At 70.3% G+C, this 21,838-nt stretch carries 19 protein-coding genes; 9 read left to right on the top strand and 10 right to left on the bottom strand.

Annotated elements, in window-relative coordinates:
- Positions 1–73: 73 nt before the first annotated feature.
- Positions 74–1,582: a DUF2637 domain-containing protein gene (locus OG709_RS20685; RefSeq protein ID WP_250298927.1), complete on the top strand. Its 1,509-nt coding sequence runs from the start codon at positions 74–76 to the stop codon at positions 1,580–1,582.
- A 112-nt stretch (positions 1,583–1,694) separates the two neighbouring features.
- Here the strand turns inward: OG709_RS20685 and lysS are convergent, their stop codons facing one another.
- The gene (gene lysS, locus OG709_RS20680; protein WP_250298926.1) at positions 1,695–3,494 is read right to left on the bottom strand and encodes a lysine--tRNA ligase; all 1,800 of its coding nucleotides are present in this window, start codon (positions 3,492–3,494) and stop codon (positions 1,695–1,697) included.
- A 144-nt stretch (positions 3,495–3,638) separates the two neighbouring features.
- On the opposite strand from lysS, the gene argS reads away from it, so the two are divergent.
- Complete coding sequence (gene argS / locus OG709_RS20675) at positions 3,639–5,417, top strand: arginine--tRNA ligase (RefSeq protein ID WP_250298924.1); 1,779 nt, start codon at positions 3,639–3,641, stop codon at positions 5,415–5,417.
- 100 nt (positions 5,418–5,517) lie between these two features.
- Here argS and OG709_RS20670 read toward each other — a convergent pair whose 3' ends face one another.
- Positions 5,518–6,975: a helix-turn-helix domain-containing protein gene (locus OG709_RS20670; RefSeq protein WP_329167360.1), complete on the bottom strand. Its 1,458-nt coding sequence runs from the start codon at positions 6,973–6,975 to the stop codon at positions 5,518–5,520.
- Between the two features lie 162 nt (positions 6,976–7,137).
- On the opposite strand from OG709_RS20670, the gene OG709_RS20665 reads away from it, so the two are divergent.
- From OG709_RS20665 to OG709_RS20645, 5 genes are all read left to right on the top strand, one after another.
- A complete protein-coding gene (locus OG709_RS20665; RefSeq protein WP_266641494.1) occupies positions 7,138–7,269 on the top strand; it encodes a hypothetical protein in 132 nt (43 codons plus the stop codon).
- 129 nt (positions 7,270–7,398) lie between these two features.
- The gene (locus OG709_RS20660; RefSeq protein WP_250298920.1) at positions 7,399–7,947 is read left to right on the top strand and encodes a DUF4232 domain-containing protein; all 549 of its coding nucleotides are present in this window, start codon (positions 7,399–7,401) and stop codon (positions 7,945–7,947) included.
- 63 nt (positions 7,948–8,010) lie between these two features.
- A complete protein-coding gene (locus tag OG709_RS20655) occupies positions 8,011–8,757 on the top strand; it encodes a DUF4232 domain-containing protein (protein ID WP_250298919.1) in 747 nt (248 codons plus the stop codon).
- A 117-nt stretch (positions 8,758–8,874) separates the two neighbouring features.
- Entirely contained in the window at positions 8,875–9,651 is a 777-nt protein-coding gene (locus tag OG709_RS20650; protein WP_266641497.1) for a DUF4253 domain-containing protein, read from the top strand.
- A 116-nt stretch (positions 9,652–9,767) separates the two neighbouring features.
- Positions 9,768–10,604 carry a hypothetical protein gene (locus tag OG709_RS20645; RefSeq protein ID WP_329167354.1) on the top strand — a complete coding sequence of 279 codons (837 nt, stop codon included), beginning with the start codon at positions 9,768–9,770 and terminating at the stop codon, positions 10,602–10,604.
- A 178-nt stretch (positions 10,605–10,782) separates the two neighbouring features.
- Here the strand turns inward: OG709_RS20645 and OG709_RS20640 are convergent, their stop codons facing one another.
- Positions 10,783–11,289, bottom strand: coding sequence for a MarR family winged helix-turn-helix transcriptional regulator (locus OG709_RS20640; protein WP_266641499.1), 507 nt, complete (start codon positions 11,287–11,289; stop codon positions 10,783–10,785).
- 90 nt (positions 11,290–11,379) lie between these two features.
- Here OG709_RS20640 and OG709_RS20635 point away from each other — a divergent pair, with 90 nt between their 5' ends.
- Both OG709_RS20635 and OG709_RS20630 read left to right on the top strand, forming a co-directional pair.
- Entirely contained in the window at positions 11,380–11,913 is a 534-nt protein-coding gene (locus OG709_RS20635) for a carboxymuconolactone decarboxylase family protein (protein WP_250298912.1), read from the top strand.
- Between the two features lie 354 nt (positions 11,914–12,267).
- A complete protein-coding gene (locus OG709_RS20630) occupies positions 12,268–14,250 on the top strand; it encodes an Ig-like domain repeat protein (protein ID WP_329167351.1) in 1,983 nt (660 codons plus the stop codon).
- Between the two features lie 145 nt (positions 14,251–14,395).
- Here OG709_RS20630 and OG709_RS20625 read toward each other — a convergent pair whose 3' ends face one another.
- The 7 genes from OG709_RS20625 to OG709_RS20595 all read right to left on the bottom strand — a co-directional run bounded on the left by OG709_RS20625 (position 14,396) and on the right by OG709_RS20595 (position 21,748).
- The gene (locus tag OG709_RS20625; protein ID WP_250298909.1) at positions 14,396–14,851 is read right to left on the bottom strand and encodes a BP74-related protein; all 456 of its coding nucleotides are present in this window, start codon (positions 14,849–14,851) and stop codon (positions 14,396–14,398) included.
- 294 nt (positions 14,852–15,145) lie between these two features.
- Complete coding sequence (hemB, locus tag OG709_RS20620) at positions 15,146–16,135, bottom strand: porphobilinogen synthase (RefSeq protein WP_250298907.1); 990 nt, start codon at positions 16,133–16,135, stop codon at positions 15,146–15,148.
- A gap of 89 nt (positions 16,136–16,224) precedes the next feature.
- Positions 16,225–17,883, bottom strand: coding sequence for a uroporphyrinogen-III synthase (locus OG709_RS20615; protein WP_250298905.1), 1,659 nt, complete (start codon positions 17,881–17,883; stop codon positions 16,225–16,227).
- Positions 17,880–18,836 (bottom strand): hydroxymethylbilane synthase, encoded by a 957-nt coding sequence (hemC, locus tag OG709_RS20610; RefSeq protein WP_250298902.1) that lies wholly within the window; start codon positions 18,834–18,836, stop codon positions 17,880–17,882. The genes OG709_RS20615 and hemC overlap by 4 nt, the downstream gene beginning before the upstream one ends.
- Positions 18,833–20,356, bottom strand: coding sequence for a glutamyl-tRNA reductase (locus tag OG709_RS20605; protein ID WP_329167348.1), 1,524 nt, complete (start codon positions 20,354–20,356; stop codon positions 18,833–18,835). Before OG709_RS20605 ends, hemC begins: the two co-directional genes overlap by 4 nt.
- The gene (locus OG709_RS20600) at positions 20,353–21,132 is read right to left on the bottom strand and encodes a redox-sensing transcriptional repressor Rex (RefSeq protein ID WP_250298894.1); all 780 of its coding nucleotides are present in this window, start codon (positions 21,130–21,132) and stop codon (positions 20,353–20,355) included. Before OG709_RS20600 ends, OG709_RS20605 begins: the two co-directional genes overlap by 4 nt.
- 334 nt (positions 21,133–21,466) lie before the next feature.
- Positions 21,467–21,748, bottom strand: a complete 282-nt coding sequence (locus OG709_RS20595; protein ID WP_250298892.1) for a glutaredoxin family protein — start codon at positions 21,746–21,748, stop codon at positions 21,467–21,469.
- Positions 21,749–21,838 lie beyond the last annotated feature (90 nt).

Raw genomic sequence — 21,838 nt, 5'->3', positions numbered from 1 at the left:
ACGCCGTCCGCACACATGTGCCAGGCTGTGCCCGCCAGATACCGACATCGGGAGGGGACCGCGGGTGGCCGCGATGCAGTTGACACGCACGCACCGGATACTGATCGCGGTGGTGGTCGCGGGCGCGGTGATCATCGCGGGGATCGGTTTCACGGGTTCCTACGCGGCCGTGCGCGAACTCGCCGAGAAGAAGGGCTTCGGCAGCTTCTCGACCGTCTTCCCGATCGGCATCGACGCCGGAATCTGTGTGCTGCTCGCGCTGGACCTGCTGCTGACCTGGATCCGCATCCCGTTCCCGCTGCTGCGCCAGGCGGCCTGGCTGCTGACGGCCGCGACGATCGCCTTCAACGGCGCCGCGGCCTGGCCCGACCCGCTCGGCACCGGCATGCACGCGGTGATCCCGATCCTGTTCGTGGTCTGCGTCGAGGCGGCCCGCCACGCGGTGGGCCGGATCGCCGACATCACCGCCGACAAGCACATGGAGGGCGTACGCCTCACCCGCTGGCTGCTGTCGCCGATCCCCACGTTCCGGCTCTGGCGCCGGATGAAGCTGTGGGAGCTGCGCCGGTACGACGAGGTCATCAGGCTCGAACAGGACCGGCTGATCTACCAGGCCCGTCTCCAGGCCCGGTTCGGCCGGGGCTGGCGGCGCAAGGCCCCGATCGAGTCCCTGATGCCGCTCCGGCTGGCGAAGTACGGGGTCCCGCTCTCGGAGACGGCCCCGTCCGGCCTCGCGGCGGCGGGCATCGAGCCCGTGCTGCTGCCCCCGGCCCCCGCGCTGGAGGCCGCGCCCGCGACGGTCGGGGCCGTTGCCGCGGTCGCTCCGGCTCCGGCCGCCCTTGCCACCGGCCCGGCCGCGCCGCCCCAGGAACAGACACAGGGCCAGGAGCAGGAGCAGGCCCAGCAGTACGAGCAGCACGAGCAGCAACAGCCGCAGGACCAGGACCAGACGGAGCATGCCGAGCAGCAGGCCCCGCACGAGAACCCCTGGTTCGCGCCGCAGATCTCGCAGGAGGCGTACGCGGGCAGCTACGACCCGACGTACGAACCGACCTACGAGCAGCAGTACGAGCGGGAGCAGCAGTACGCGCAGGAGCTGTACGCCCAGGAGCAGTACGAGCAGGGCCGGTACGAGCAGGACCGGTACGCCGAGCAGCACGACCCGCAGTACCCCGCCGATCCGCAGGACGGCCCCCACCCGGACGAGGCCGCCCAGGACCACGAGGCCGCCGACGGTCCGGCGCCCGTGGAACGCCCCGTCCGCTCCCGCCCCCTCGGCGGCACGCTCCCCGGACCGCGCCCGGAGCAGCAGCCGGAGGCGCTGTCCGACGCGGTGGGACCGGAGACCGCCGGTCTGCCGGAGGACGTGTCCCGCGAGGACGCGTACTTCACGGCCTTCCGCAAGTACATAAGCGAGAACAACGAGTCGCCGACCCCGCGTCAGTTCGGCCGCTACCTCAAGGACCTGTACGGCGTCACGGGCCGCAACGGCGACACGCTCAGCGACAGTTCGATGCGCGCCTACATCAACCGCTTCCAGATCCGGTACAACAACGAGCTGGACGCGGAACACATCGCGTGACCCGCGACCGGCCGTCGGACCGGCCGGTCGGGAACGCCGGAGGGCCGCCGCCCGGAACACCTCCCGGGCGGCGGCCCTCCGCCGTGAATCCGTAATCCGTATCCGCGATCCGTCAGGCCCCGAGCAGCTTCCGCACCCGGTCCGCACCGACCGCGAGCAGCAGCGTGGGCAGCCGCGGTCCGGTGTCACGCCCCACCAGCAGCTGGTACAGCAGCGCGAAGAACGTCCGCTGGGCGACCTTCATCTCCGGCGTCGGCTTGGCGTCCACGTCGAAGCCCGCCTGGATCTTCGGTACGCCGTAGACCAGCGCCGTCAGCCCGTCCAGCGACCAGTGCGAGTCCAGCCCGTCCAGGAGCAGCCGCAGCGACTCCCGGTCCTGGTCGGAGAGTCCGGCCAGCGTCCCGGTGTCCGGCTCGTCCCGCACCAGCGTGCGCTGCTCGGCCGGGACCTGGGTGGTGATCCAGTTCTCGGCGCGGTCCAGCCGGGGCCGTACCTCGTCGAGCGAGGTGATCGGGTTCGCCGGGTCCAGCTCGCTGAGGATGCGCAGCGTCTGCTCCTGCGCCCCGGCCGTGATGTCGGCCACCGAGGCGAGCGTCCGGTACGACAACGGCCGTGCTGTACGCGGCAGTTCACCGGCGGCCGTGCGGGTCGCCCGGGAGTGCGCCGCCGCGTCGGCGGGCAGCACCGTACCGTCGGCGACCTTCTTCTCCAGCGAGTCCCACTCGTCGTAGAGGCGCTGGATCTCCTGGTCGAAGGCGATCTTGAACGACTGGTTGGGCCTGCGCCGCGCGTACAGCCAGCGCAGCAGCGGCGCCTCCATGATCTTCAGCGCGTCGGCCGGGGTCGGCACCCCGCCCTTCGACGACGACATCTTCGCCATGCCGCTGATGCCGACGAACGCGTACATCGGGCCGATCGGCTGCACACCGCCGAAGACCTCGCGCACGATCTGCCCGCCGACGACGAACGACGACCCGGGCGAGGAGTGGTCGACCCCGCTCGGCTCGAAGACGACACCCTCGAAGGCCCAGCGCATCGGCCAGTCGACCTTCCAGACCAGCTTGCCGCGGTTGAACTCGCTCAGCAGCACGGTCTCGGAGTGCCCGCAGTTGTTGCAGGTGTACGAGAGCGAGGTGGTCTCGTCGTCGTACGCCGTGACCGTCGTCAGGTCCTTCTCGCAGGAGCCGCAGTACGGCTTGTACGGGTAGTACGCCGTCCCCGCGCCGCTGCCGTCGTCCTCGGCCGCCGCGCCGGACCCGGCGGCGGCTTCCAGCTCGGCCTCGTCGACCGGCTTCTGGCTCTGCTTCTGGCCCTGCTTCTTGCCGCCGCCCGTGCCCTCCGCGGCGGGGTCCTTCTTCGTGCGGTATCTGTCGAGGATCGCGTCGATGTCGGCGCGGTGCTTCATCGCGTGCAGGATCTGCTCGCGGTAGGTGCCCGCCAGGTACTGCTCGGTCTGGCTGATCGGGTCGAACTCCACCCCCAGCTCGGCCAGCGCGGCGACCATGGCGGCCTTGAAGTGCTCGGCCCAGTTCGGGTACGCGGACCCGGCCGGGGCGGGCACCGAGGTGAGCGGCTTGCCGATGTGCTCGGCCCAGGACTCGTCGATGCCGGGGACGCCGTTCGGCACCTTGCGGTACCGGTCGTAGTCGTCCCACGAGATCAGGTGCCGCACCTCGTACCCGCGCCGCCGGATCTCGTCCGCGACCAGGTGCGGGGTCATGACCTCGCGCAGATTGCCCAGGTGGATCGGGCCGGAAGGAGAGAGTCCGGACGCGACGACGATCGCCGGGGTGCCGGAGTCGGCAGCGCCAGAGAGTTTCGCGCCCTCGGCACGGCGCTCCGATTCGGCGATGACATCGTCCGCGAAACGGGAGACCCAGTCGGTCTCGGTGCTCTGAGCCACGATCGGCACGTCCTTCTTCCTCGTACGCCTTCATGTTCATGCAGGGGCGAAAGCCATTGTCCCAGGTCCCCGCAGCAGAGCGAAAACGGCTTTACGGGCCGTGGGATACTTGCGGTGATCCCTTGTACCCCTACGGAAACGGCAGCCGGCCCCATGCCTGAGCCAGTCTCGGTCAATTCCCTCGCTTCGACGCTCCAGCAGCACCTCGCGGACGCCCTGACGGCAGCGCTGCCGGATGCCGGTTCCGCGGACCCGCTGCTGCGCCGAAGTGACCGGGCCGACTTCCAGGCCAACGGGATCCTGGCCCTGGCGAAGAAGCTCAAGGGCAACCCGCGCGAGCTGGCGGCCACCGTCACCGCCGCGATCCCGGCCAATGACCTGATCAAGGACATCGAGGTCTCGGGCCCCGGCTTCCTCAACATCACGCTGACCGACCGGGCGATCACCGAGACCCTGGCCGCCCGCGCCGCCGACGCCCGCCTCGGTGTGCCGTACGCCGCGCACCCGGGCACCACCGTCATCGACTACGCCCAGCCGAACGTGGCCAAGGAGATGCACGTCGGGCACCTGCGGTCCGCCGTGATCGGCGACGCAATGGCCAAGATCATGGAGTTCGAGGGCGAGACCGTGGTCCGCCGTCACCACATCGGGGACTGGGGCACCCAGTACGGGATGCTCATCCAGTACCTGATCGAGCACCCGGACGAGCTGGGCCGCGAGGGCGAGGACATCGACGGCGAGGCCGCGATGGCCGCCCTCAACCGGATCTACAAGGCCTCGCGGGCGCTCTTCGACTCCGACGAGCAGTTCAAGGACCGCGCGCGGAACCGGGTCGTCGACCTGCAGTCCGGGGACCCCGAGACGCGCGCCCTGTGGCAGCGGTTCGTCGACCAGTCGAAGATCTACTTCTACTCGGTCTTCAACAAGCTGGACATGGAGATCGACGACCCGGACATCGTCGGCGAGTCCGGCTACAACGACATGCTCGAAGAGACCTGCCGCCTCCTGGAGGAGTCCGGCGTCGCGGTCCGCTCCGAGGGTGCGCTGTGCGTCTTCTTCGACGACGTGAAGGGCCCGGACGGCAACCCGGTCCCGCTGATCGTCAAGAAGACGAACGGCGGCTTCGGCTACGCGGCCACCGACCTCTCCGCGATCCGCAACCGCGTCCACGACCTCAAGGCCGACACCCTGCTGTACGTGGTGGATGTCCGGCAGGCCCTGCACTTCAAGATGGTCTTCGAGACGGCCCGCCGGGCGGGCTGGCTGACCACCGCCGACGGCAGCGAGGTCAAGGCCCTCCAGCTGGCCTTCGGCACGGTCCTCGGCAAGGACGGCAAGCCGTTCAAGACCCGTGAGGGCGAGACGGTGCGGCTGGAGGACCTCCTCGACGAGGCGACCGAGCGCGCGTCGGCGGTCGTGCGCGAGAAGGCGCTCGACCTCACCGAGGAGGAGATCGCCGAGCGCGGCGCCCAGGTCGGCATCGGCGCGGTGAAGTACGCGGACCTGTCCACGTCCGCGAGCCGCGACTACAAGTTCGACCTGGACCAGATGGTGTCGCTGAACGGCGACACCAGCGTGTACCTCCAGTACGCGTACGCCCGTATCCAGTCGATCCTGCGCAAGGCAGGGGACGTGCACCCGACCGCCCGTCCCGAGCTGGAACTGGCTCCGGCCGAGCGGGCGCTGGGGCTGCACCTGGACCGGTTCGCGGAGACCCTGTCCGAGGTCGCGTCCGAGTACGCGCCGCACAAGCTGGCCGCGTACCTCTACCAACTGGCCTCGCAGTACACGACGTTCTACGCCGAGTGCCCGGTCCTCAAGGCCGAGACCCCGGCGCACGTCGAGAACCGCCTCTTCCTCTGCGCGCTCACCGCCCGCACGCTCCACCAGGGCATGAACCTGCTGGGCATCCGGACGCCCGAGCGCCTGTAGGCATCCGGCGCCCGTAGGCATCCGGCCTCTTCAGGCATCTGATGCCTGTGGGCGCCCGGCTCCGGATTCAGGGACCCCTGGGGACCGGCCACCCGCGTGGTTACTGCGGTGCGGCCGGTTGCCAGGCGTCGCTGCCCGGCGGGTAGATGTACTGCGGCTGACCCGGCGCACCGCTGGCGCGGAACGGCTTGCCGTTGTCGTCGATCCGGACCGTCCCGTGCCGGTTGCCGCTGCTCCACTGGAGTTCCAGGTACCAGCTGACGTCATGAGCCGTGGTGTGGGCGTTGATCTCCAGCACCTGGGGGTCGGTCGACGACACCCTGTACGGGAAGTCGGTGGCCGGGATCTTCTGGTCGCCCTGCACTCCGGCGACCGCCCTGCTGACCGGCGTCCCCGCGTCGAGGTTCACGTCGAACGCGGCCGGGGTCATCTCGCCGCCGCAGCCGTTGCCCATCGCGTACGAGGCCCAGCCGAGCGGCGCGTGACGGCCCACCATCCGTACGTGCAGGGCCTGCAGCACCACCGCGTCCGTCGATTTCCCCTGCACGGACAGCTCGATCCGCGCGCCCCCGGCGGACACCGCGCCCAGCACGTTCGCCCAGCCCTTGGCGTCCTGTTCGGCCGGGGGCGGCGGAACCTTCGAGGCCGACCGGTCGATCAGATACGACTGGCTGCACGGGTTGTCCCAGATGTACGGCCGCACGTTCACGCTCAGCGGTACCGCGGGGATGCTGTCGCCGTCCGCGCCCAGGTCACCCGTGGTACTGGAGGGACGGGCAGCCGTGCCGCCGGACGACACGGAACGGGAAGGGGAGGGGGAAGGGGACAGCGAGCCGGACGGCCGCGGCGACGGGCTCACGGACGGGGACTCACCAGACGGGGCCGCCGGAAGTGCCACCGTGTCGGAGCCGGTGCCGGACGTTCCGTCGGGGCGCAGCGCCAGCGCGACGGGTACCGCCACGGCGACGACAGCGACCACGGCGGCACCGATCAGCCAGAGACGGGTGTTCCTGCGCCCCGGGCGCCGCCCCCGGTCCGGCCCGGAGGCGGGAAGTCCTGACGCGATGACGTCCGACGCCTGAATGTCCGATGCCAGAACGTCCGACGGCAGGACGTCCGACGGCAGGACGCCCGATGCCAGGACGTTCGCTGCCTGGACATCCGACTCCAGGGCGTCCGGAACGACCGCCTCCGGAACCATCGCGTCCGCGAGCACCGCTTCCCGGACGGCCGCGTCGAGGACCACGGTCTCCGGCACCGCTGCTTCCGGAGCCGCTGCCTGCGGCACCGCCGTGTCCTTGGGCCGCCGCCTCGCCGCGTCGGCCAGCAGCCACCGCCGGTGCAGATCCATCAGCTCGTCCGGGGTCGCCGAACACAGCCGCGCGAACCGCTCGACCGGCGCGTACTCGGCCGGGACGGCGTCGCCGTTGCAGTACCGGTGCACCGTGGACGTACTCATGTGGAGTTTCCCCGCGAGGACTCCGTAGCTGCGTCCGGAGCGTTCCTTCAGCTTCCGGAGCAGCGCGGCAAATTCCTCGGTCTCCGAGCCCACAGCCACCGTTCCCCCCTCGTCCCGCGTCCCGCGTCCCGGACTGGCGTTCCAGGCAAGCGTTCCAGGGGCGTTCCATCCCCCCAGGTCACAGTACGCGTTGGCGTTCCAGCGTCCCCAATGGGCCGGGAACGATTGCGGCCGGAACAAGCCGCCCGACAAGCTGAGTTCGTGTTCAACCGCTTCCGGCACGGATGCCACGGACTCAGCAACCGCTGGGGGCTGGACCTCGTGGACGGGCTGGCCCTCGGCGTAGTGGCCGCGTCCGTCACCACGGTCGTCGCCCTCATCACGCACCTCTGACCACACAGACACACCTGCACAGACGCACACCTGCACGGACGCACAGACGCACAGACGCACCTGCACAGACGCACCTGCACAGACCCGCCCGCACCCACAGACGCATCACCTACGGGGAGAACAGTCACCATGAACATGAACACCCGCCGCACCCGCATCACCACCGCAGCCGCCGCCGGCCTGGTCGCCGTACTCGCCCTCACCGGCCTGTCGACCAGCGCCGCCGCTGCCACACCGGCCAAGGCGAAGGCCGCCAAGACCGTGACCTGCACCCCTGCCAACACCAAGACCACGCTCTCGACGGTCAGCCGCCCCATCAACCACGTGCTGATCAAGACCACCAACAAGGGCAAGACCCCCTGCTACGCCTACGGCACCCCGCTCATCGGCTTCGACCACCCGCAGGCGGCCGTCTGGACCCTGGACGAGAGCCGGCCGCAGGCCGTCGTCACGCTGAAGCCCGGCCAGTCGGCGTACGCCGGTGTCCGCACCTCCGCGGGTGACGGGGCAGAAGGCGGCCACTGGGCCAAGGAGATGTCCCTGAACTTCCAGGGCCGCGACATGGCCGGTTCGGTCGGTTCCACGGCCTTCCCCGCGGTGCCCAAGAAGACCTGGGTCGACGACTCCGCCGCCGTCACCTGGTGGCAGGCCACCGCGGCCGACGCACTCGTCTGGTAACCGTCCGGCGCACTGCCGTACCGACCGTTGGCCTTGAGCACCGAATCCAGTTAGGGATCTTCCATGCGTATCCGCCGTACCCGCCGCGCCCTCACCTTCCTCGCCGTCGCCGGAGCGACCGTGCTCGCCACCGCGGCCTGCGGTCCGACCGGAAACGACGCCGCCGACTCCCCGAGCACGAGCACGAGTGCCGACTCCTCGTCGTCCGACTCGTCGGCCTCGTCCTCGTCGTCGTCGGGCAAGGAGAGCGACACGTCCGCGTCCACGGGCGGCAAGTCCGGTTCCTCCGCGCAGGGCTCGGGCTCCTCCGGCACCTCGGGGACGTCCGGGAACACCGGCGGTACGTCCGGATCGTCCTCGGGCAAGGGCGGTACGTCCGGATCGTCCTCGGGCAAGGGCGACGCCACCTGCACCACCGACGACACCAAGATCGCACTGGTCGAGACGGGCGGCACCCTGCCGGTCATCCTCATCAAGGCCGTCAACGCCTCCGGTGGCCGTTGCGACATCTACGGCTTCCCGACCGTGGGCTACCCCGGAGCGCAGGCGGCCATCGGAGCCAACGAGGACAGCAAGCCCCAGGCGGTGGTCACCCTCGCGCCGGGCCAGTCCGCGTACGCCGCCATCGCCCTCCCGAGTGGCGCCCACACGCACCGCGAGAAGACCCTCACCATCAGCCTGCACGGCAGGGACATGGGCCCGATAGACGGCCAGACCACGGTGACGGCGCCCGGCGCCGCCGGACTCGCCCTCAGCGACAGCTCGATGGTCACCTACTGGCAGTCGAGCGAGGAGTCCGCTCTCCAGTAATCAACCTCTGTCATCGGGCGAACAGCGGTCGGCCAACGATGCAGTCGGCCGACCGCTGTTCGCCCGATGACCGGGCAACGCTGCTGCGTTGTCAGTGGCCCCACGTACTGTCACTTCATGGCCACGCTTCCTAATCAACTCCCGTCCCTGGTACGCGCGCTCCCGCCCGGCACACTGGTCGACACCACGGCCGACGGCTCATGGCACGAGCCCCTGCTCTGGTACGCCGACGGCGCCGCGACCGCCGACACCTGGCGGCAGCTCCTGCCCCACCGGATGAGTTCCGGGCTCCAGCCGCTGCTGATAGGCGGCGGCCACCGGGACGAGCTGCCGGAGGACTGGGAGCTGGACCCGGACCACACGACCTACCCCGGCGACCACGACGCCGAGGAAGTCCTCGCGGGCCTCTGGGAGCCCGACCCCACCGAGCCCCAGCTGCTCGCCCCGTTCGGCGCCGAATGGCCGGGACTCGCCCCCGCACCCGCCTCCGTGCCGGGAGTCGACCCCGACGAGCGGGCCGCCGAAACCGCCGCGCAGCTGGCCGGGGTGATGAGCGTCCGCGCCGCCCTCGTACCGGCCCGCCGCAGCGCGGACATACCGGCCGCCATCGGCTGGTCGGGGCCCGTCAACCACGAGCACGACGTGGCGGCGATCAGTTCGGTGCTTCGCTCCTGGGAGGACCGGTTCGGGATACGGGTCGTGGGCCTCACCTTCGACGAACTGTTCGTCTCGGTGGCATCCCCGCCGACCACACAGGAAGAGGCCGAGGCGGTCGCCGCCGAGCACTTCGCGTTCTGCCCGGACAACCTCACCCAGAGCGCCCACAGGTCGATCCAGGCCTACGCGGAGAAGGTCGTGCTCGGACAGCCCGCGTGGTCGTTCTGGTGGGACTGACGGCACGGCGGAATTCCGTGGTGGTGTCCGGTCAAGTCCCTTTGTAAGCTCGCCACTTGGGGTGGCCCGGCAGGACCGGGGCAGCTCGGGGCACCACCGAGGCTGGGGGATTCGTCATGCGGTTGAGCTCGTTCACCTCGTTGGCGCTCGCATGCGCGCTGACCGCGGTTGTCGCCGGTACGGCCACCGGGTGCCGGAAGGCGCCCACGTCCGCCGCCTCCGACGGCGCCACGACCAGCACGCCCGCCCCCTTCTCCGCGTCGCCCCCGGCCTCGCCCTCCCCTTCGCCCTCGGAATCCCCGTCCATCGACGCGTCACGCGTCCTCTCCCTGCCGCACAAGGCGAGCGTGCACATCGCCGAGCAGGACGGACTGGAGTACGGGATCACCCTCCGCACGGCCGCGCTGCGGCCGGCCCGCGCCGGGCTGCTGTCGGGACCGGTCACCACCGACACCGTCGGGGCCATCAACACGTCGGAAGTCGCGGTCCTGGGATCCGCCTGCACCAAGATCGACCCGAAGCGCGACACGGTGCTTCCCCTGACCGTCACCCTGACCGGCCTGGGCGCGCACATCCTTCCCGAGATCTCGCTCCAACTCGAATCCAGCCGCGACCGGACGCTCAAGACCGCCGAGGCGCAGCTCGAATGGACCGACGGCACCACGCCCAGGTGCTCCGCCTTCGACAGCGGAATCGACGGCGGCGCCTTCCCCGCGACGATATCCACGTCCCCGGACCACGACCCCGTCCTACCGGGATTTCTCGTCCTCAAGAACTACCGCACCGACCGGGCCGCGTTCAGCGACGCCCACCTGTCGTTCCACCCCAACTGGGGCCTGCGCTCGAAGCGCCCCCCGGCGTTCACCCACTTCACCGGGAAGATGGCGCCCGACCAGTACACGAGCGTCCTCCTGCGGACGATCACGGACGGCGCCAAGATACCGATCGCCTGACGCCACAAGTCGCTTCGACATCAACCACGTTCAGCGGGTGATCGTCCGCGTCCACGAGGAGCGAGGGTAGAGGCGAGTCGACCCCCGGGCGGGCGGATTTCGCCGCCCGGACCGTATCGCCGACGGCCCCGGCTCCGTGGACCGCAGGTCAACGGCTCCCGGGCCACCAAGCGCCCTCCTACCCGCCGAACCACCCGGCCACATCCACCCGGAAGCCGCCCCCGGACGCGGAGCCGGGGACCACGGCCCGCAGGTCCGCCTCCATCCCGGCGAGCCGTTCCGCGCCCAGCACCTGGGCCCACTGCGCGTACAGCTCGTCGAAGATCTGCCCCGACCGCACCAGCACCTCCACCCCGCGCGGCGTGAGCAGCACCAGCTTGCGGCGGCCGTCGGCGGGGTCGGCGGCGCGCTCGGCGTAGCCCAGCGCCTCCAGCCGTTCCACGGTCTTGCCCGCCGCCTGCTTGGAGACGCCGAGCCGCCGCCCCACCTCGCTGGCCGTCGCGCCGCGCAGCCCGATCGCCTGCATCGCGAAGCCGTACGCGGGCCGTACGTCCGGGTGCCCCTCGTCGGCCAGCCGCGCATGCAGGGCGTCGATCATCGAGCGGAACCCGGCGAACAGCAGCATCGGCAGCTCGAACCCGCGCCCGTCGGCCCCAGCGCTGGCCCCCGCCCCGGCCTCAGACATTGCAAAACTCGACAACCTGGTTTACGTTTTCGTCCATCGCATTTTCGTCAATCACGTTGTCGAGTTTAGCCCGACCCCGAAAGGCCCGCCATGTTCCCGCACCACACCATCGAGTCCGCCCCCGCCGCCTCCCGCCGCGCCCTGCAGGCGACCACCGACCGGCTCGGCTTCCTCCCGTCACCCGTGGCCCTGCTGGCCACCTCGCCCCAAGCCCTCGAAGGCTTCCTCAAGCTCAGCGCCCTCTTCGAGTCGACCACGCTCGACCAGCTGGACCGCGAGACCCTGATCCTCACCATCGCCGCCCGCAACGCGTGCGAGTTCTGCGTGGCCATGCACACCCAGAAGCTCACGGCGATGCAGGCCGACCCCGCCCTCATCGCGGCCCTGCGCGCCCAGCAGTCGCTGCCCGATGCGAAGTTGGAGGAACTTCGCCTCTTCACCCTGGAGGTGCTCGCCACCGCCGGAGGCGTCGCCGACGCGCGCGTCCAGCAGTTCCTCGACCACGGCTACACGGCCCGGAACGCCCTGGAGATCGTCCTCGGTATCAGCACGTACACCCTCTCCACCTTCGCCAACCGGCTGACCGGCGCCCCGCTGAACGACCAGCTCAAGGCGTTCGCATAGGACCGACCGACACAGCCGGGACCGACTTCGGCTCAGTCGGGACGAACCCTTTGACAGTGCACGCCCCCGAAGGCCTCACGGAACGACCGTATCGGTGAGGTCCGACACCACGCCCCACGAGGCGCGGCAAAAGCTGAACGACCGGCCCGCAGCACGGACGGCCGGTCGAGAGCTGCCGCCGCCGTCGGTCGCCCGAGATCGAGGGGCGGTTCGAACCGCCACAGTTGGCTCGACTCGGCATCCACGACGAAGTGGGGGCGCCCCGAAACTGTGTGCCCCCTGTCAGTCGCATGCCCTAATCTGCGATCACCGCCCCCACTCGACGGGGCGGCTCTCAAGTGGGGGGCCACTATCGTGCGTACGCGCACTCTTCCGGCCGCGACAGCGCTCGCGGTCCTGTTCAGTTCCGTCGCGCTCATCACGGGCGCGGCAGGGTCGGCCGCAGCCGATTCCAGCAAGCTCCTGCCGGTGAAGTCCGTCGGCGACGTGCTGGTGGATGGGGTCCACCAGCACGTCTTCATCAGTGACCCGACGAGCGGCAAGATCGTCGTCACCGATTACGCGGGCACGGTCGTCACGACCCTCGCCGGGCTGCCCGGGGTGACCGGGCTGGAGCTGTCCGCCGACTCCGGCCAGGTGTACGCGGCCGTGGCGGACCAGGACGCCATCGTCTCCGTGAACACCGAGAAGCCCACGGAGACCCGGAGTTACGCACTGCCCGGGGCGGACAATCCCCGCCATCTGGCGCGCACCGGCAGCACGCTCTGGTTCGGCTACCAGGCCGACTACTCGGGTCACATCGGCTCGCTGGACCTCTCCGGGGACGAGCCGGTCGTCACGCTCGCGCAGGACGACGGCCAGTCCTGGTACTACTCACCGCTGCTGGCCTCGGCACCGGGAGCGCCCGACGTACTGGCCGTCGGGGAGCCGGGCATGAGTCCGGCGACGCTGGCCGTGTACTCGGTGGCCGACGGCAAGACCACTCTGCGCAAGGCGAGTTGGAACCCGAGCGACAGCGAGAACCTGTCCGACCTGGCACTCACCCCGGACGGCGGCCAACTCGTCACGGCGAGCGGCTCCCCGTACTACCACCCGGTCTTCTCCACCACGGACCTCTCCAAGGTCGGCCAGTACACCACCACCTCGTACCCGAACGCCGTGGCCATCGCGCCCAACGGCACGGTCGCCGCGGGCACCGACTCCTCGTACGAGCCGGACGTCCACATCTTCAGCCCCGGCGCGGGCAAGCCGGTCCGGGAGTACGACTTCCCCAACACCGGGACGAGCAGCGGCTCGGACCTCCTGGTGAAGGGTGGCCTGGCCTGGGCGCCGGACAGCAGCCGACTGTTCGCGGTCTCCGAGAACAGTGCGAACGCCTTCTCCCTGCGCGTACTGGCCGAGCCGGGCAAGTCGGCGCCGAAGGTGACCGTCACCGCCCCCGCCAAGGCCACCCGCGCCAGGTCCCTCACGGTCAAGGGCACCGTTCCGCTCCCGTCCGGGACTCCGGTGACCGTCACCCGGACCGATGTCGACTCACCGGGCGGCAAGTCGCTCGGTACGAAGAAGCTCGGCGCGGGCGGCGCGTTCTCCTTCGCCGACACCCCGCCCGCGGGCGGCAAGGTCACCTACAAGGTGTCGTACGCGGGCGACGCCACGCACACGGCGGCCTCGGGCTCGGCCTCGGTCGCCGTCTCGCGGGCCACGCCCACGCTGACCCTGAACCGCAACGGCAAGCTCTACGCGTACAACACCAAGGTCTCCTTCACCGCCCACCTCGGCTCCACGTACAAGAACCGGACGGTCCAGCTCTGGTCGGACCCGTTCGGCGCGGACAAGCCGAAGAAGCTGGTGAAGACGGGCAAGGTCAACGCGAAGGGCGACCTGTCGGTCACCGTCGCGATGACCCGCGACACCGCGGTCAGCGCCGTGTTCACGGGCGACGCCCGGTACGCGTCGAAGACCGTCAAGTCGACGGCGTACGCCCAGGTGAAGATCTCCACCTCGGTGTCCCGCCAGTACCGGACGGCCAGGATCGGCTCGACGTCGTACGCGTACTTCCACAAGAAGACGAACCCGCTCTTCACGACCACCATGACCGCGTACAAGAACCGCGCGCAGAAGCTCACCCTGGAGGTCTACGCCCAGGGCAAGTGGCGCTCCGGGGGCTCGCAGTACTTCAAGCTCGCCTCCAACGGGAAGTCCGCGGTGCAGCTGGCCGGGACGCACACGACCGGGTACAAGATGCGCATGCGGTCGTCGTACGTGAACAGTTCGTCGGGCGACACGGTCAACTCGACGACCAACGGCGCCTGGAAGTACTTCTACTTCACCAACTGACCACGGCCACAGGCCCGCACACAGCACGGAGCGCCGCAGCCGGCGGGGGAACATCGGCTGTGGCGCTCAGTGCTGTGGGTGCGTGGTCCCGTGGTCAGTTGGTCCCGTAGTCCTGTGGTCCCGTGATCCCGTGGTCCCGGCGTGACTACCGTCCGGCAACCTCTTCGGTCAGGCGTCCCGTCCAGGGGCACCAGTACAGACCGGGCAGGAAGGGGCCGCCGCCCGCCTGGTCGAGGTGCCCCTCGGTGAAGCTGATCGTGGAGTCGCACACCTCCATCGCCGCATCGGCGAAGGTGACCGAGTCGGGGTTGTAGTGGTAGGACCACTGCGCGTTGTAGTCCGCACGGCTCTTCACGATCCGGCCGATGACGATCTTGCGGCTTCCGCTCCGGACGATCTCCCGGGCGTCCGCGATCCTGACGGGGTCCGTGAGCTTGATGACGAAGCTGTCGTGGCGGATGTCCTGCATCTTGAAGTACGCCGGGGCCACCTCGACATGGGTCGCGTTGCCCTGGTCGTCGGCGCGGGCGGCCGAGGTGGTCGTGAAGGCGAGCAGCGCGACCGCCGCGAGGGCGCTGAGCTTGCTGGTGATACGTCGCATGAGGGCAACTCCGTGCCGTCAGGGGCCGTGATCGTCCCGGCCGTTCGTCACGCACTGTATTCCAGCGACAACGCAGTGTGGTGAGAGGTGGCGGTGCGCCACTCCGGCAGAGCGGTGCGCCGTACCGACGGGAACGGGCCCGCACGCCCCGCCCTCGGTGAGGCGGACGACGTGCGGGCCCGTTGACGTTTCCGGGGCTGTTCCGGGGCTGTTCCGGAGCGGTACCAGAGCACTTCCGAGACTGTCCCGGAGCGATCCGGGAGCACGTCCCGAACGATCCGGGACGCCCGCGGCTCAGAGCCGGCCCGCGACCTCCGTCGCCCAGTACGTCAGGATCATGTTCGCGCCCGCGCGCTTGATACCGGTCAGGGTCTCCAGGATCGCCGCGTCCCGGTCGATCCAGCCCTTCTCCGCGGCGGCCTCGACCATCGAGTACTCACCACTGATCTGGTACGCGGCCACCGGCACGTCCACCGACTCCGCGACCTTCGCCAGGATGTCCAGGTACGGTCCCGCAGGCTTGACCATCACCATGTCGGCGCCCTCGGCGAGGTCCAGCTCCAGCTCGCGCATCGACTCGCGTGCGTTCGCCGGGTCCTGCTGGTACGTCTTGCGGTCCCCCTGCAGCGAGGAACCGACGGCCTCACGGAACGGGCCGAAGAAGGCGGACGAGTACTTCACGGTGTAGGCGAGGATCGACACGTCCTCCTTGTCGATCGTGTCCAGCGCATCGCGGATCACACCGACCTGACCGTCCATCATGCCGCTGGGGCCCACCACATGGGCGCCCGCGTCGGCCTGGACCTGGGCCATCTCCGCGTACCGCTCCAGCGTCGCGTCGTTGTCGACCCGGCCCGCATCGTCCAGCACCCCGCAGTGGCCGTGGTCGGTGTACTCGTCCAGGCACAGGTCCGACATGATCACGAGGTCGTCGCCGACCTCGGCGCGCACGTCGCGCAGGGCGAGCTGCAGGATGCCCTCGGGGTCCGTCCCCGCCGTCCCTATGGCGTCCTTCTTGCTGTCCTCGGGGACGCCGAAGAGCATGATCCCGGCCACGCCCGCGGAGACGGCGTCGACGGCCGCCTTCCGCAGGGTGTCACGGGTGTGCTGGACGACGCCCGGCATCGCGGTGATCGGCACCGGCTCGCTGATGCCCTCCCGTACGAACGCGGGAAGGATCAGGTCGGAGGGGTGCACCCGCGTCTCGGCGACCATGCGCCGCATCGCGGGGGTGGTGCGCAGCCGCCGCGGACGGGCGCCGGGGAAAGATCCGTACACAGTCATCCTCAGTTACCTCTTCGAAACGCCTCGAATACCCCCGGACGCCTCGCCTGCCAGCCACGCGGCGCCCGCTTCGTCGGCCCGAAAGCCCCTCAGGTGGTACGCCGTCTGCGACCACCGGGACGGCGCTCGCTGGGACGGGTGACCGTCTCACCCGCCTCCCTGGCCGCCTCCCGGCGCTGCGCGCCGAACTCGGCGAGCGCCTCGGCGAGCCGGTGCACCGACGGCTCCGGCGAGAGCACGTCCACCCGCAGCCCGTGTTCCTCGGCCGTCTTCGCCGTGGCGGGACCGATACAGGCGATGACCGTCACGTTGTGCGGCTTGCCCGCGATGCCCACCAGGTTGCGGACGGTGCTCGACGAGGTGAAGAGGACCGCGTCGAAACCGCCGCCCTTGATCGCCTCACGGGTGTCGGCCGGCGGCGGCGAGGCGCGCACCGTCCGGTAGGCGGTGACGTCGTCGACCTCCCAGCCCAGCTCGATGAGCCCGGCCACCAGCGTCTCGGTGGCGATGTCGGCGCGCGGCAGGAAGACACGGTCGATCGGGTCGAAGACCGGGTCGTACGGCGGCCAGTCCTCCAGGAGGCCCGCCGCGGACTGCTCGCCGCTCGGTACGAGATCGGGCTTGACACCGAACTCGACCAGCGAGGCGGCGGTCTGTTCGCCGACCGCGGCGACCTTGATCCCCGCGAAGGCGCGGGCGTCGAGCCCGTACTCCTCGAACTTCTCACGGACGGCCTTGACCGCGTTGACGCTGGTGAAGGCGATCCACTCGTAACGGCCGGTGACCAGGCCCTTGACCGCGCGTTCCATCTGCTGCGGGGTACGCGGCGGCTCGACGGCGATGGTGGGGACCTCGTGCGGCACGGCGCCGTAGGACCGCAGCTGGTCGGAGAGCGAGGCCGCCTGCTCCTTCGTACGCGGAACGAGCACCCGCCACCCGAAGAGCGGCTTCGACTCGAACCACGACAACTGGTCGCGCTGGGCGGCCGAGCTGCGCTCGCCGACCACGGCTATGACCGGCTGGTGGCCCTCGGGCGAGGGCAGCACCTTGGCCTGCTTGAGCACCTGGGCGACCGTGCCGAGCGTTGCGGACCAGGTGCGCTGACGGGTGGTGGTCCCGGCGACCGTGACGGACATCGGGGTGTCGGGCTTACGGCCCGCCGCGACCAGTTCACCGGCAGCGACCGCGACCGTGTCGAGCGTCGTGGAGACCACTGCGGTCACATCGCTCGCGCCGATCTCGCTCCAGCAGCGGTCCGTCGCGGTACGGGCGTCGACGAAACGCACGTCCGTGCCCTGAGCGTCCCGCAGCGGTACACCGGCGTACGCGGAGACGCCCACCGCCGTCGAGACACCCGGGACGACCTCGAACGGGATGCCCGCGGCAGCGCAGGCAAGCATCTCCTCACCGGAGTTGCCGTCGAGTCCCGGATCCCCGGTGACAGCACGGACGACCCGCCTGCCACCCCGTGCGGCCTCCATGACAAGATTGCCCGCATCGCGGATTGCCGGGATTCCGGCGGCTGTTGACGCTTCGTCAACAACCGTCAGCTGAGGCGTGCTTACGGTCGCCCGCGCATGGGTGCGTACGACGTCGAGCACATGCGGCTCGGCAATCAGTACGTCCGCACTCGCGAGCGCTTCGACAGCGCGCAGTGTGAGCAGCCCCGGATCCCCGGGACCGGCACCGAGGAAGGTGACGTGCCCGTGGGCGGGAAGGGCTGGCAGGTTCGAGGTGGTGGGGCTCATCGTGCTCGCTCCCCCATAAGACCGGCCGCACCCTTGGCCAGCATCTCGGACGCGAGTTCGCGTCCGAGCGCCTCGTTGCCTTCGTGCGACGTGGGTACGGGACCGGTGGTGGACAACTGCACCAGCGTGGAACCGTCGGTCGAGCCGACGACACCGCGCAGGCGCATCTCGGTGACAGCCTGCCCGTCGACCAGGACGTCGGCCAGTGCACCAACAGGCGCACTGCAACCGGCCTCCAAGGCGGCGAGCAGGGATCGCTCGGCGGTCACGGCGGCCCGGGTGTACGGGTCGTCGAGCTCGGCGAGCTGGGCGAGGAGGTCGGCATTGGCTGCCGCGCACTCGATCGCCAGGGCCCCCTGGCCGGGGGCGGGCAAGATGATGTCGACCGGCAGGTACTCGGTCACTTCGGCGGCCCTGCCGACACGGTGGAGCCCCGCCGCGGCGAGAACCACCGCGTCCAGCTCCCCGTCGCGGACGAATCCGATGCGGGTGTCGATGTTGCCGCGGATCGGCACGGTCTCGATGCGCATGCCGCGGTTACGGGCGTGCGCGTTGAGCTGCGCCATCCGGCGCGGCGAACCGGTACCCACCCGGGCCCCGTCCGGCAGCTGCTCGAACGTCAGCCCGTCGCGCGCGACCAGCACGTCCCGCGGGTCCTCACGGACCGGGATCGCGGCCAGCACCAGATCGTCCGGCTCCGCGGTCGGCAGATCCTTCAGCGAGTGCACGGCGAAGTCGACCTCACCGCTCACCAGCGCGTCCCGCAGGGCGGTGACGAACACACCGGTCCCGCCGATCTGCGCCAGGTGCTCACGGGAGGTGTCCCCGTACGTGGTGATCTCGACGAGTTCCACGGGGCGTCCCGTGATCTGCCGAACAGCCTCGGCAATTTGTCCTGACTGCGCCATGGCGAGCTTGCTGCGCCTGGTTCCCAGCCTCAAGGCATCGGTCATGCCCGCCCTCGGTTCTTGACGTCTGTGTTGCTCAGGTCGGTCAGATCGGCCCTGCTGACGGCCGCGACCGTCAACGGGTCGAGGTCGAAAAGTTCCCGCAGCGCGTCCGCGTACCCGGCGCCGCCGGGCTCGCTGGCGAGCTGCTTGACCCGCACGGTGGGCGCGTGCAGGAGCTTGTCGACGACACGGCGCACCGTCTGGGTGATCTCGGCGCGCTGCTTGTCGTCCAGGTCGGGAAGGCGTCCGTCGAGCCGCGCGATCTCACCGGCGACGACCCCGGCGGCCATGGTGCGCAGGGCGACCACGGTCGGCGTGATGTGCGCGGCCCGCTGCGCGGCGCCGAACGCGGCGACCTCGTCGGACACGATGGTGCGTACGGCGTCGACATCGGCGGCCATCGGCGCGTCCGCGGAGGCGTCGGCCAGCGACTCGATGTCGACCAGCCGGGCGCCGCTGATGCGGTGCACGGCCGCGTCGATGTCCCGCGGCATCGCGAGGTCGAGCAGGGCGAGCCGCAGCGGCGCGCCGTCTTCGACGACGGGACGGCGGGTACGGGCGAGCGCGGCGGCCTCGGCCCAGGTCCCGTGCTGCTCCAGCACATCGGCCGCGACGGCTTCCGAAGGACTTCCGGCAGACGGTTCCGCGGGCGCCTCGGCAGATGCCCCGGCGGGTGCTTCGGCGGGCGTGTACTCCTCGCCCAGGGCCGTGGCCACGGCCTCCGCGGTCAGGACGAGACCGGTCGCGCCGGTGCAGGAGACGACCAGGTCGGCGCGGGCCAGCTCACCGTGGACAGCGTCCATGGGGACGGCCGTCGCGGTCACACCGGAGCCGCCGAGGATCTCCGCGAGCCGCTCGGCACGCGCCTGCGTCCGGTTGGCCACGACGATCTCGCCGACCCCGGCGCGGGCCAGCGTGGCGGCGGCGAGCGAGGACATCGAGCCCGCGCCGATCACCAGCGCGCGCTTCCCGCCCGCCCAGGCGGACACGTCCGCGTCACCGGCGAGCTGTTCCAGCCCGAAGGTGACGAGCGACTGCCCGGCCCGGTCGATGCCGGTCTCGCTGTGCGCCCGCTTGCCGACGCGCAGCGCCTGCTGGAACAGGTCGTTCAACAGCCGTCCCGCGGTGTGCAGTTCCTGGCCGAGCGCGAGGGCGTCCTTGATCTGCCCGAGGATCTGCCCCTCCCCGACGACCATCGAGTCGAGCCCGCAGGCCACCGAGAAGAGGTGGTGGACGGCCCGGTCCTCGTAGTGCACGTAGAGATAAGGAGTGAGTTCTTCGAGCCCGACACCGCTGTGCTGGGCGAGCAGCGTGGACAGCTCGGCGACGCCCGCGTGGAACTTGTCCACGTCGGCGTACAGCTCGATGCGGTTGCAGGTGGCGAGCGCGGCGGCCTCGGCGGCGGGCTCGGCGGCCAGCGTGTCCTGCAACAGCTTGGCCTGCGTATCAGCGGAGAGCGAGGCCCGCTCCAGCACGCTGACGGGCGCGCTGCGGTGGCTCAGTCCGACGACCAGGAGACTCATGCCGGCATCACGGCGGGCATGTCCCCGTCGGGTCCCTTCCGGTCGGCGTGGTGGGCGGCGTGGGCCGCGCCCCGTACGGGAGGCGCGTCGGCGTCGGGCGCGGGCGCGGCGCCCTCACCGGCCTTGCGCTGCTCGTGGAAGGCGAGGATCTGGAGCTCGATGGAGAGGTCGACCTTGCGTACGTCGACGCCCTCGGGCACCGAGAGCACGGTGGGCGCGAAGTTCAGGATCGACGTGACACCGGCGGCGACGAGCCGGTCGCAGACCGGCTGGGCCGCTCCGGCGGGCGTCGCGATGACCCCGATGGAGACCCCGTTGTCCGAGATGATCTTTTCGAGGTCGTCGCTGTGCTGGACGGGCATACCGGCGACCGGCTTGCCCGCCATGGCGGGATCGGCGTCGATCAGCGCGGCGACCCGGAATCCGCGCGAGGCGAACCCGCCGTAATTGGCGAGCGCGGCGCCGAGGTTACCGATACCGACGATGACGACCGGCCAGTCCTGGGTGAGACCCAGCTCACGCGAGATCTGATATACGAGATATTCGACGTCGTAGCCGACGCCCCTGGTCCCGTACGAACCCAGGTAGGAGAAGTCCTTGCGCAGCTTCGCCGAGTTGACCCCGGCCGCAGCGGCGAGCTCCTCGGATGAAACCGTGGGCACGGAACGCTCCGACAGCCCGGTGAGGGCACGGAGGTACAACGGAAGTCGGGCGACGGTGGCCTCGGGGATTCCTCGGCTACGGGTCGCCGGTCGGTGAGTTCGGCCAGTTGCCACGGTGCTCCTGCGGGATGAGCGAGGCTGCAGGCGGCCATATGCAGCAGGACCGCCCCGTCGAATGCAGGCTATGTCTTTGTGAACGCGTGCACAAAGATGGTGTCCGTTTTGTCCGTGCAAAGTGACCGGGGTCACGCGCATCGACGGCGTATTGACGGAACCAGAGGCCGATCCGCTGCGTTGGGATCCCAAAGGGGGCATAACCGCACACACTCCTCACGCCTACGCCCCCGAGACTGCTCAAATCGCCCACGATGGTAACTGCCTTTTGCCATCGGGCCCGCAGCGCGTGACGCGACCCCCGCAGCACCGGTGGAATTCCAGCGGTGCTGCGTCAGGCCCGCAGCGCCTGACGCAGCCGGCCGGCGTCCACCCGCCAGAAGGTGTGCTGCTCCCCGTCGACGAGCACCACCGGAATCTGCTCCCAGTAGGCGTCGTTGAGCTCCGCGTCCTGCGTGATGTCCTTCTCCTCCCAGGACGCGCCGAGCTCACCGCAGACCTCGGCGACGACCGCGCGGGCGTCGTCACAGAGGTGACAGCCGGGCTTCCCGACCAGGGTGACCACCCGGTCGGCGGGCTTTCCTTTACCGGCACGGCGCCGCAACAGGGGACTCATGAGGCCATTGTCCGCCCGGAGAACACCCGCGTGACACACGGAAGCACGCAGAGACATACGGAGACACACGGAGGCGCGGAGGAGCGCGGG

Source organism: Streptomyces sp. NBC_01267 (assembly GCF_036241575.1).
Classification (GTDB): domain Bacteria; phylum Actinomycetota; class Actinomycetes; order Streptomycetales; family Streptomycetaceae; genus Streptomyces.
This window is presented reverse-complemented; position numbering and strand designations above follow the sequence as displayed.

Excerpts from the sequence above, each read along its gene's own strand:
- OG709_RS20685 (WP_250298927.1), top strand. The coding sequence starts at position 74 with ATGCAGTTGACACGCACGCACCGGATACTGATCGCGGTGGTGGTCGCG.
- argS (WP_250298924.1), top strand. The coding sequence starts at position 3,639 with ATGCCTGAGCCAGTCTCGGTCAATTCCCTCGCTTCGACGCTCCAGCAG.
- OG709_RS20660 (WP_250298920.1), top strand. The coding sequence starts at position 7,399 with ATGAACATGAACACCCGCCGCACCCGCATCACCACCGCAGCCGCCGCC.
- OG709_RS20655 (WP_250298919.1), top strand. The coding sequence starts at position 8,011 with ATGCGTATCCGCCGTACCCGCCGCGCCCTCACCTTCCTCGCCGTCGCC.
- OG709_RS20650 (WP_266641497.1), top strand. The coding sequence starts at position 8,875 with ATGGCCACGCTTCCTAATCAACTCCCGTCCCTGGTACGCGCGCTCCCG.
- OG709_RS20645 (WP_329167354.1), top strand. The coding sequence starts at position 9,768 with ATGCGGTTGAGCTCGTTCACCTCGTTGGCGCTCGCATGCGCGCTGACC.
- OG709_RS20640 (WP_266641499.1), bottom strand. The coding sequence starts at position 11,289 with ATGTCTGAGGCCGGGGCGGGGGCCAGCGCTGGGGCCGACGGGCGCGGG.
- OG709_RS20635 (WP_250298912.1), top strand. The coding sequence starts at position 11,380 with ATGTTCCCGCACCACACCATCGAGTCCGCCCCCGCCGCCTCCCGCCGC.
- OG709_RS20625 (WP_250298909.1), bottom strand. The coding sequence starts at position 14,851 with ATGCGACGTATCACCAGCAAGCTCAGCGCCCTCGCGGCGGTCGCGCTG.
- hemB (WP_250298907.1), bottom strand. The coding sequence starts at position 16,135 with ATGACTGTGTACGGATCTTTCCCCGGCGCCCGTCCGCGGCGGCTGCGC.
- OG709_RS20615 (WP_250298905.1), bottom strand. The coding sequence starts at position 17,883 with ATGAGCCCCACCACCTCGAACCTGCCAGCCCTTCCCGCCCACGGGCAC.
- hemC (WP_250298902.1), bottom strand. The coding sequence starts at position 18,836 with ATGACCGATGCCTTGAGGCTGGGAACCAGGCGCAGCAAGCTCGCCATG.
- OG709_RS20605 (WP_329167348.1), bottom strand. The coding sequence starts at position 20,356 with ATGAGTCTCCTGGTCGTCGGACTGAGCCACCGCAGCGCGCCCGTCAGC.
- OG709_RS20595 (WP_250298892.1), bottom strand. The coding sequence starts at position 21,748 with ATGAGTCCCCTGTTGCGGCGCCGTGCCGGTAAAGGAAAGCCCGCCGAC.